Source organism: Erwinia sp. SLM-02, assembly GCF_037450285.1.
Classification (GTDB): Bacteria; Pseudomonadota; Gammaproteobacteria; order Enterobacterales; family Enterobacteriaceae; genus Erwinia.
Map to the genome: position 1 here is coordinate 412908 of NZ_JAQISN010000005.1, position 8980 is coordinate 421887.

The following is an 8980-nucleotide window of genomic DNA, read 5'->3' on the forward strand; positions in this document are numbered from 1 at the left end:
AATCAATAGTGAATATATATTCAACCCGATAGAGCAAAAACCTGCGAACTGCAGTTAACACGGTTTCAAAACTGAACGGCCGCTGACAAACGGTCTTTATTTTTACCCCGCATGAATATTTATTCATGCATGAATTAGTATTCAGGAGTAGCAGATGAATCCTTTCAGATATGATGTGCCGGAACTGCAGAAGAAGGCTCGCGCCATACGTCGCCGCATCATTGAGCTGAACGCCAACAGCCCGGCGGGCGGCCACACCGGCGCGGACCTGTCGCAGGTTGAAATCCTGACGGCGCTCTATTTTCGCATACTGAACTGCGCGCCGGACCGCACCGACTCGGAGGATCGGGATATCTATATCCAGTCCAAAGGGCATGCGGTGGGCGGCTATTACTGTGTTCTCGCCGAAGCAGGCTATTTTCCGACCGAGTGGCTGCCCACCTATCAGCATGCGGATTCGCGCCTGCCGGGCCATCCGGTGCGGCAAAAAACCCCGGGTATTGAGCTGAACACCGGGGCGCTCGGCCACGGCCTGCCGGTTGCGGTTGGCCTGGCGCTGGCGGCGAAAAAGAGCAACCACGCTCGCCGCATCTTTGTGGTGACCGGAGACGGTGAGCTGGCCGAAGGCAGCAACTGGGAAGCCGCGCTGGTCGCCGCTCACTACGGGCTGGATAACCTGATTATCATCAACGATAAAAATAAACTGCAGCTGGCCGGTGCCACCCGCGACATCCTGAATACCGATCCGCTGGCGGAAAAGTGGCGGGCCTTCGGGCTGGATGTGACCGAGTGCCGGGGCAACGACATGCAGGACGTCGTGGACACGCTGGAGGGCTTAAAACCCGCCGGAAAACCACAGGTTATTATCGCCAATACGGAAAAAGGCTTCGGGATCTCGTTTATCCAGGGGCAGCCGGAATGGCATCACCGCGTGCCAAAAGGCGAAGAGATCGCGCTGGCGCTGGAGGAACTGAACGATGAGTAATGCAGAACACCTGGCAAGCGTGATGGTTGACGCCTTTATCGATGCCGTGAATGAGGGAATCGATCTGGTTCCGGTGGTGGCCGACTCCACCTCAACCGCAAAAATCAGCCCGTTTGTGAAGGCATTTCCCGGCAGGCTGGTCAACGTTGGGATCGCCGAGCAGACGCTGGTCGGCACCGCAGCGGGCCTGGCGCTGGGCGGTAAAGTTGCCGTCACCTGTAACGCCGCGCCCTTCCTGATTTCCCGCGCTAACGAGCAGGTGAAGGTGGATGTCTGCTATAACAATACCAACGTGAAATTGTTCGGGCTGAACGCCGGTGCCAGCTACGGGCCGCTGGCCAGCACCCACCACAGCACCGACGATATCGCCATCATGCGCGGCTTTGGCAACATTGAAATCTATGCGCCGTCCTGCCCGGTAGAGTGCCGTAAAATTATCGACTATGCCCTGCGCCACACCGGACCGGTGTACATCCGGCTGGATGGCAAAGCGCTGCCGGTGCTGCACGACAACGATTACGCGTTTGTGCCGGGTAAAATCGATACCCTTCGCCAGGGTTCGGACGTGGCGCTGGTGGCACTGGGTTCTACCGTGCATGAAGCGGTCAGCGCGGCGGAGATCCTCAACGAGCAGGGTATTTCTGCCAAAGTGATTTCCGTTTCGTCCGTGCGTCCGTGCGATACTCAGGCGCTGTATGAACAGCTGAAAGACGTGCCGTACATAGTCTCGGCTGAAGAACATAACATTAACGGCGGCGTCGGCAGCCTCGTGGCGGAAGTGCTGGCGGAACACGGCGTGGGCATCCGCCTGAAGCGGCTGGGCCTTGCGGACGGGCAGTACGCGATCGCCGGCGACCGGGCTTCAACGCGTGACCGGCTGGGGATTGATGCGCAGGGCATCGCCCGCACGGCACAGCATCTTATTCGCGGAGAAAATGTATGACCTCACCGGTGATACTGGCGATTGATGAAGGCACGACCAACGCCAAGGTTCTGGCGGTCAACAGTGAAGGCGAGGTGGTGGCACGCAGCAGCCGCCCTCTTTCTTTGTCTCACCCGCAGCCCGGCTGGTCCGAGCAGGATCCGTGGACGATCTGGCTGGCGGTGAAGGATGCCATTGAGGAGTGTATCCGCCTGAGCGGTGCGCCGGTGGCGGGCATTGCGATCAGCAATCAGCGTGAATCGGTGCTGATCTGGGATCGTAAAACCGGCGAACCCGTTACGCCACTGATCAGCTGGCAGGATCGCCGCTCGGAGGCGTTTTGCCAGCAGCTGCAGGAGAGCGATCGGGCTGCCCGGATAACCGCGCTTACCGGGCTGGCGGTAGACCCGATGTTTCCGGCCGCCAAGCTCACCGGCATGCTGCAGTCCATCGCGGACGGCTATCGTCGCGCGCAGAACGGTGAACTGTGCATCGGCACCGTCGACAGCTGGCTGAGCTGGCGACTGAGCGGCGGCGCGGTGTTTGTCACCGACCACGCCAACGCGGCCCGCACTCAGCTTTACAGCCTGGAGAAAAAAGAGTGGGACGATGAGCTGCTGGAACTGTTCCATATTCCGCGTGCCGCCCTGCCGCAAGTCATCGCTTCGGCCGAATCCTGCGGTGACACTGCCGCCGATGCCGCTGTGGGGCTGCCTGCGGGCGTGCCGCTGCTGTCCCGCGTTGGCGATTCTCACGCCGCGCTCTATGCGCGCGCCAGGCCCGGCGTGGACACCATCAAAGCCACCTACGGCACCGGATCGTCGCTGATGATGTCCACCGATCGCCCGGTACAGAACGAATCCGGGTTAAGCACGACAGTGGCCTGGCACGACGGCACCCTGCGCTATGCCCTGGAAGGCAATATCACCCATACGGGTTCAGGCGCGGCCTGGGTGTCGAAGATGCTGGGCATCGACAGCCCGACCCGCCTGACCGAGATGGCGAAAGCGGCCGGATCGAACCAGGGGATTTACTTCGTACCCGCACTGTCCGGCCTGGGCGCGCCGTGGTGGGATCTGAAAGCGCGCGGCCTGATCTGCGGCCTCACCGATGCGGCCACGCCGGAAACGCTGGCGCGGGTGGCGCTGGAGTCGATCGTTTTCCAGATAGCGGATGTGTTCCTCGCCATGGAGCAGGCGTGCGGCCATGCCCTGCCGGAACTCTACGTTGACGGTAGCGCGACCGCCAATCGCTGGCTGATGCAGCTACAGGCGGATGTTCTGCAGCGCCCGCTGCGCAGTGCGCCAACGCCTGAAGTCTCGGCGTTAGGGGCCGCGGTGCTGGCGGGGAAAGTGCTGGGCTGGTGGCAGCATGGCCGTGACCTGGCCGCGCTTCAGGGCGGTGCGGTGATCGTACCGAGGCCGGAACAGGCTGAAGCGATGGCGCAGAGCTATGCGGGCTGGCTTGATGCTGTCGCCCGCTGCCGCTACCAGCCGAGTTGAATCAAACGAACCCCCTGCGCGCTAACGGCGAAACGTCAGGCCGCCATAAATAAAGCGGCCTCTTTCCTCACTGATTTGCTTCAGCTCTTTCGCATCTGCGGCAATCAGCATGGTTTGCAGCAGCACGCCGAGATAGCAGTCCGCCATAATCTCCACCGGAATATCCGCGCTGAAAAAACCCCGCTGCTGTTCGATCTGCATATTGCGCGCGATCCAGCGCTTCAGCTTATCGCGCGTTTCCCGGTCCTGCGGCTGCTGAAAAAGGCTGATCATCGTCAGCTCGCGGTTGCGGTGGAAGAATTCAAGGTAGCGCAGGAAGCTGGCGGACACGTTTTCCAGCACGTTTTCCTTCGGCAGCGAGGCATCGATCAGCATTGAGGCCACCAGCTCTTCCAGCTCGCGATCGAACTTATCGATCAGCAAACTATAAATTTCGTCCTTGCTCTGAAAGTAGCTGTAAAAGCTGGGCTGCGTAACGCCCGCGGCTTTGACGATGTCGCTGATACGGGTGCCGTGAAACTGCTTTTCTGCAAACAGCGTTGCGGAAACCGCCAGCAATCGTTCCCGGGTCTTTTCACCTTTTCGCATGGGCGGGGTCGCGTTTTTCATGGAGGCTCCGTGGCAAAAATCATTCAATACAGTAACATAATTATAATGCCCTGCCTAAGACTGTCCTGTACTACCTGCCCGTATCAGCCATCACACAATAGATGATAACCATTATCATTTGACGAGAGTGATCTGCACGCTCAATATACTGTTTATGCATACATAGCGTTAAGTATGCTTTATCAAATTACGCCATATTTATTATTTATTTCAGTGATTTATCACAGACCCCTGGCGTAATAACACAGAGCGATTAATCGTCATAGAAGAGGGAATTATCATGACTGAACAAACAAAAAACGCGCAGATACTGAACGGCGTCAACACAGATATTAGCGAGCTTAAATCGTTGTCCACTCTCCGCACTCGCGTAGTCAGCGATGGGGAAATCGTATCCAAATCAGCGAACGGTTTTCGTCTGTCGTATGGCAGTAACGGTGTCATGTTACGTAACGATGGCAAAACCTTTTACACATTAGTCACGCCAGCTGGCCAGGCCCAGGATGGATCATGGAACGCTCTGCGCCCCTTCTCATTCAATCTGACTTCCGGTCGGGTTTCCATGGGAAACGGTTTAGATATCTCAGGTGGTGCAATGGTATCGCACAATGCGGGTATTGGTACCGCAACAACTTCACCGGCGACACTTATCGACGGACAGACATACAGCTCAGCCCCCGTGCATAGTGATTTAAACAGCGGCGGCGTACTGACGAGCATGCTGATGGAAACCCGAGTCATCACTAAAAAAGATGACTATGGCTTGATTTCGTATCGCGACAGAAAGGGAAGCTGGAATGAACTTCAGGTCCGCTCTAACGCCGAGCTTTCAGTCGGGCAACTGGTCAAGCGCAATGCCAACGGATGGCTTTGGGCTGCGGGAACCCAGAACGTTAACAATAATGCGGACCGAAAAACCAATGGTATGCATGTTCAGGGGGCGGGAAACCTCTTTGCTGAGGTATATCATTATGAACGTATCGGTAAGCAGCACATGCTGGCATTACACATCGCCAATGGTGGAAAAGAAGGCTGGTACGAATTCCGCAACGATGGCAACGCCTACACCAACGGGACCTGGAGCAGCAGTTCAGATGCTCGCATGAAAACCGATGTTGTAAAAATCAGTGATGCGCTCGACAGACTGAACAAAATTAGCGGTTACACCTACCTCAAACAGGGGGTTCAAGAAGCCGGGGTTATTGCCCAGGAAGTTGAGGCCGTCCTGCCGCAGTGCGTTACGCAAACTGAGCTACAACTCAATGACGGCAGCGTACTCAAGGATGCGCGCAGCATCAATATTAATGGCGTCGTGGCATTACTGGTTGAAGCACTTAAAGAAGAACGAGTCGCCCGGCAGGAACTCGAATCCCGACTACTCGTAATTGAAGCCGCAAGCGTTGGAAATTAGGCGCACTACATAGTAATCCCTGTGAAAACAAGGGTAATAAATGCATTTTACTACGGATAAATAAATACATTTAAAAATGTATTAAGCAACAAGGAAATGTTGTTATGGCAACACCCGCATATTACCAAAATGGTATTCCCCATGCCGCCGATGGATCAGTAATTATAACGATTACCGGTGGACCTACAAAACCAATAGAAAATACAGGTACTAATTCCTATAACCCTTTCCCTGTTCAAGTCCCATGGGACGCTATACACGGTGGGGGGAGCGTAGTGTATGACCCCAAAAAACCAGGGCTCTACGGATTATATGGATTACGAAATAGCCAGGATCAAATAAATCAATTTCTGGACAAGGCCAACAAAGATTACCCGAACAATTCGCTTCAGGTTAAAAATGAAGCCGTTACCTTACTTAACAGTCTAAGAACAACGGGCCTCATTAATAAGCCTGAAGTTAATACTCTGGCTAAACAACTTCAGGACGCCGTTAATGCACTACAAGAGAACATTGATTTAAAGAATAAATCGACACAGGTTGTTAAAACGAAAGAGCAGGAAACCGTTAGCGCGTTCCAGGACTTCATGAACAACCATCAGATGTCAAACTTCCTCAATAAACCTGCTGATATGATAGATATCGCTATTTCATTGACGGGAAAATGGCTGGTTGACTTATGGAATAAGGCCGTCCCTCCTAAATACTATGCGGAAATTCAGGAAAAGAACAATCTCGTCACCTATCTTGACCGAATAAAAATCATTACTGCAGATGTAAAGGCCAGGAGCGCCAATCTGGCTGAAATAAAAACCAGGATTGAAGCTGAAATTCGCAAAGTTGAGGAAGCAAGAAAAGCACTCTTTAGTCAGGCGGGTGTCATCGATGCTCCCGTCTATACAGGCGAGATGGTGAAGGCGGCAAATGTCGCACTGGCAGCAGCAGGAGCAACCGTATTAGGCCGAGCGGGAGGTATGACGCAGTTATCTACCATGGGTAACGGCGTAATGACGACAGGCAGCGAACTGGCCGGATGGGTATCGAGTGCGCTGTGGCGAGGCGCAGTTTCCTTATCCGAAATCGCAACTACGAGTGCTTTAGGTCCGATAATCGGTGCTTTTGTCATTGGTTTTTGGCCGAAAAAGGTGGGTGAAGGTAGCGATAACTTCCCGGGTCGTGACGTCGCGATGCTTGCCGTACAGGCCAGCCTTATCGCTGCGGGTAAAACGTCTATCCGGCCAGAGATGACCTCTGTCAATTTGCCGGTTCGTGGTTTTATTTCTACAGGAAAAAACGGTCAACAAGAGGTTACGCTGGTTAAAACGGGAACCGGTGGCGTATCTGCAAGCGTACCGGTGTATCGACCGGTTCGCGACGCGAAAACAGGGTTGGATAAGATTGTCGTTCCCAAAATGGCCGGAGTTCCATCTCGAACCATTCTGATCAATCCGATCCCTACCGGGCCAATAGTTCCACCTCATACCGGTAACGACTCCCCGGTCCCGCGAACACCCGTACATACCGGAACGGAGATAAAGCAGGCGGACAGTATTGTTGCAATCCCCCTGCCGGCGAACAATATCCCTTCGCTGCAGGACTTCATCTTTTGGCAGCCGGATGCAGCAGGATCCGGTGTTGAACCTGTCTATGTTATGCTCGGTGTCTATGGTGAAACCAACGCGGTTGGGAAATACAGCGGGCGGGAATATAATACCAATAAAATCGGTTTCCCCATCGAATATCTGAACTGGAGAGGTGCTATCATTAATCGCGCAGGTGTGGATTTGGTTAAACTGCATACGGGACGATTTGGTAATTCATTTAGTAATATAGCGATGATCGAACGTTTAGAAAAAATATTGAATGGCAAACTTAATGCAACTGATACCGATAAACGTTTTTACACGCATGAAATCAGGGAGCTAGAACGGTATCGCGCGTTGAGTGTTCCTGATGGAGAGCTTCCCGAGAACGAAGATGAAGTCTGGAATAACGCACATACGGCAACATTAGAGGATTATCAATTGAGTTCTGATATAAATCTCTTATATACACCGGAAGCTTTAAATGGACCTGAATGAATCAAAGGAGTACAAATGATAGACTATATTGCAATGGTTAAAAATGAAGAGATGTCAGAAGTCATCCTTTTTTTGGTTGGCCGCTATGAGTCAGGCACAACATATCCCGACATGGACCGTTTTTTTGGGATGTATAAAGCTGAAGAAAAATACAACTCATATAACATCAAATTAATTCATGATAAAAGAGCACTAGAAGAAAGTGGACAGATATTTTCAGCAAAGATCTATGGCGCAGGCATTCAAAAAGGTCCAAACTGGAAAGAACCAAAATTTGTCACCGAGAAAAAATACGGCATCGAATAGTTCCACAAAAAACTTGATAGATATCTAAAATTTACGTCCGGCAGAAAATTTTTACCGGACGTATTATTTTGAGAATTTCATTTTCGACTTCAATAACCTAATATCCATGGAGAAAAAAACATGTCGTTGAAAGATATTATACAAAATGAAAGCATTGAGGATGTCTTGACTTTACTCGCGCCGAACTCCGATTACAGAAAATTAGATCGGTTGTACACATATACTCGATTCGAAGCGATAACCAGTGGCGAACTTTCACTCACCTTTGATGAATTATTCCGAAAGGGTATACTCCAGGATCACAATGGAGAAATAATAAAAGATCCAAACTGGAAAGAGCCAAAATTTGTCACCGAGCAAAAGTACGATTTTAAATAATTGTATAATTCATGATGCATGGCAGCGTTGAATGACATACTCCAAGAGTCGATGGTCTTAACAAAATGGTAACAAAAGATGTATTAAAATCATCAAATAGAAATGCGTAGCAAAAGATACATAAAACTGTTTACCCTGTCATTTCATAGCTTAAAAACGTTATAGGACATTGAGTCTAGCTGATGGCGTAATTTCAGAGAACGCTGCAAAAGTATGGAACAACACTCCTACACCAACATTAGGGGATTATCAACTTGCATCTGATGATAGTCTTTTTTATACGCCAGAAGCTCTAAATCCACAGAGTAAAACAAGGAGTGTAAAGATGGTAGATTACGAAGGAATGGTTAAGAATGAAACAATGCAAGGCGTTATATTATACCTCGTTGGACGCAGTGATAACGGTACTAGTTATCCATCCATAGATCGGTTTTTTAATATCAACAAAGCAACTGAAAGATATATATCATACAATATTAAATTACTCCATGAAACGAAGTTTTTGGAAGACATCGGGCAGATACTTATGCCAAGAGTCTATGGTGCAGGTGTCCAAAAAGGTCCAAACTGGAAAGAGCCAAAATTTGTCACCGAGAAAAAATACGGCATCGAATAGTTCCAGATAACATCGGTTAAATGCCTTTGCATCACGTCCAGTAAGCGAACTTACTGGACGTTTTTTGTCACTATAAAGTAACTTTATAACGCAGAGGGTGCTTTACCCAAACCGTGCCAAAGATGTTAGGTCTATCAACAAGCTACATCGTACCTTCTACCCTACTCCCT

At 51.2% G+C, this 8980-nt stretch carries 9 protein-coding genes; 8 read left to right on the plus strand and 1 reads right to left on the minus strand.

The window, feature by feature from the left end:
• Nucleotides 1-154 precede the first annotated feature (154 nt).
• Genes PGH32_RS23005 through PGH32_RS23015 form a run of 3 tightly spaced genes read left to right on the plus strand, consistent with a single transcriptional unit; the run spans nt 155 to nt 3409 of the window.
• Nucleotides 155-985, plus strand: coding sequence for a transketolase (locus PGH32_RS23005; protein WP_337895293.1), 831 nt, complete (start codon nt 155-157; stop codon nt 983-985).
• A complete protein-coding gene (locus tag PGH32_RS23010; protein WP_337895294.1) occupies nt 978-1928 on the plus strand; it encodes a transketolase family protein in 951 nt (316 codons plus the stop codon). Before PGH32_RS23005 ends, PGH32_RS23010 begins: the two co-directional genes overlap by 8 nt.
• Nucleotides 1925-3409 (plus strand): FGGY family carbohydrate kinase, encoded by a 1485-nt coding sequence (locus PGH32_RS23015; RefSeq protein WP_337895295.1) that lies wholly within the window; start codon nt 1925-1927, stop codon nt 3407-3409. Before PGH32_RS23010 ends, PGH32_RS23015 begins: the two co-directional genes overlap by 4 nt.
• Before the next feature lie 21 nt (nt 3410-3430).
• On the opposite strand, the gene PGH32_RS23020 is transcribed toward PGH32_RS23015, so the two are convergent.
• Nucleotides 3431-4018 (minus strand): TetR/AcrR family transcriptional regulator, encoded by a 588-nt coding sequence (locus PGH32_RS23020; RefSeq protein WP_314419294.1) that lies wholly within the window; start codon nt 4016-4018, stop codon nt 3431-3433.
• A 280-nt stretch (nt 4019-4298) separates the two neighbouring features.
• On the opposite strand from PGH32_RS23020, the gene PGH32_RS23025 reads away from it, so the two are divergent.
• The 5 genes from PGH32_RS23025 to PGH32_RS23045 all read left to right on the plus strand — a co-directional run bounded on the left by PGH32_RS23025 (nt 4299) and on the right by PGH32_RS23045 (nt 8810).
• A complete protein-coding gene (locus PGH32_RS23025; RefSeq protein ID WP_337895296.1) occupies nt 4299-5429 on the plus strand; it encodes a tail fiber domain-containing protein in 1131 nt (376 codons plus the stop codon).
• A 104-nt stretch (nt 5430-5533) separates the two neighbouring features.
• Nucleotides 5534-7510, plus strand: coding sequence for an S-type pyocin domain-containing protein (locus PGH32_RS23030; RefSeq protein WP_337895297.1), 1977 nt, complete (start codon nt 5534-5536; stop codon nt 7508-7510).
• Nucleotides 7511-7525: 15 nt separating this feature from the next.
• The gene (locus PGH32_RS23035; protein WP_337895298.1) at nt 7526-7816 is read left to right on the plus strand and encodes a hypothetical protein; all 291 of its coding nucleotides are present in this window, start codon (nt 7526-7528) and stop codon (nt 7814-7816) included.
• A gap of 120 nt (nt 7817-7936) precedes the next feature.
• Nucleotides 7937-8194, plus strand: coding sequence for an immunity protein (locus PGH32_RS23040; RefSeq protein WP_337895299.1), 258 nt, complete (start codon nt 7937-7939; stop codon nt 8192-8194).
• Nucleotides 8195-8519: 325 nt separating this feature from the next.
• Nucleotides 8520-8810, plus strand: a complete 291-nt coding sequence (locus PGH32_RS23045) for a hypothetical protein (RefSeq protein ID WP_337895300.1) — start codon at nt 8520-8522, stop codon at nt 8808-8810.
• Nucleotides 8811-8980 lie beyond the last annotated feature (170 nt).

Excerpts from the sequence above, each read along its gene's own strand:
- PGH32_RS23045 (WP_337895300.1), top strand. The coding sequence starts at position 8,520 with ATGGTAGATTACGAAGGAATGGTTAAGAATGAAACAATGCAAGGCGTT.
- PGH32_RS23030 (WP_337895297.1), top strand. The coding sequence starts at position 5,534 with ATGGCAACACCCGCATATTACCAAAATGGTATTCCCCATGCCGCCGAT.
- PGH32_RS23025 (WP_337895296.1), top strand. The coding sequence starts at position 4,299 with ATGACTGAACAAACAAAAAACGCGCAGATACTGAACGGCGTCAACACA.
- PGH32_RS23010 (WP_337895294.1), top strand. The coding sequence starts at position 978 with ATGAGTAATGCAGAACACCTGGCAAGCGTGATGGTTGACGCCTTTATC.
- PGH32_RS23035 (WP_337895298.1), top strand. The coding sequence starts at position 7,526 with ATGATAGACTATATTGCAATGGTTAAAAATGAAGAGATGTCAGAAGTC.
- PGH32_RS23040 (WP_337895299.1), top strand. The coding sequence starts at position 7,937 with ATGTCGTTGAAAGATATTATACAAAATGAAAGCATTGAGGATGTCTTG.
- PGH32_RS23020 (WP_314419294.1), bottom strand. The coding sequence starts at position 4,018 with ATGAAAAACGCGACCCCGCCCATGCGAAAAGGTGAAAAGACCCGGGAA.
- PGH32_RS23015 (WP_337895295.1), top strand. The coding sequence starts at position 1,925 with ATGACCTCACCGGTGATACTGGCGATTGATGAAGGCACGACCAACGCC.
- PGH32_RS23005 (WP_337895293.1), top strand. The coding sequence starts at position 155 with ATGAATCCTTTCAGATATGATGTGCCGGAACTGCAGAAGAAGGCTCGC.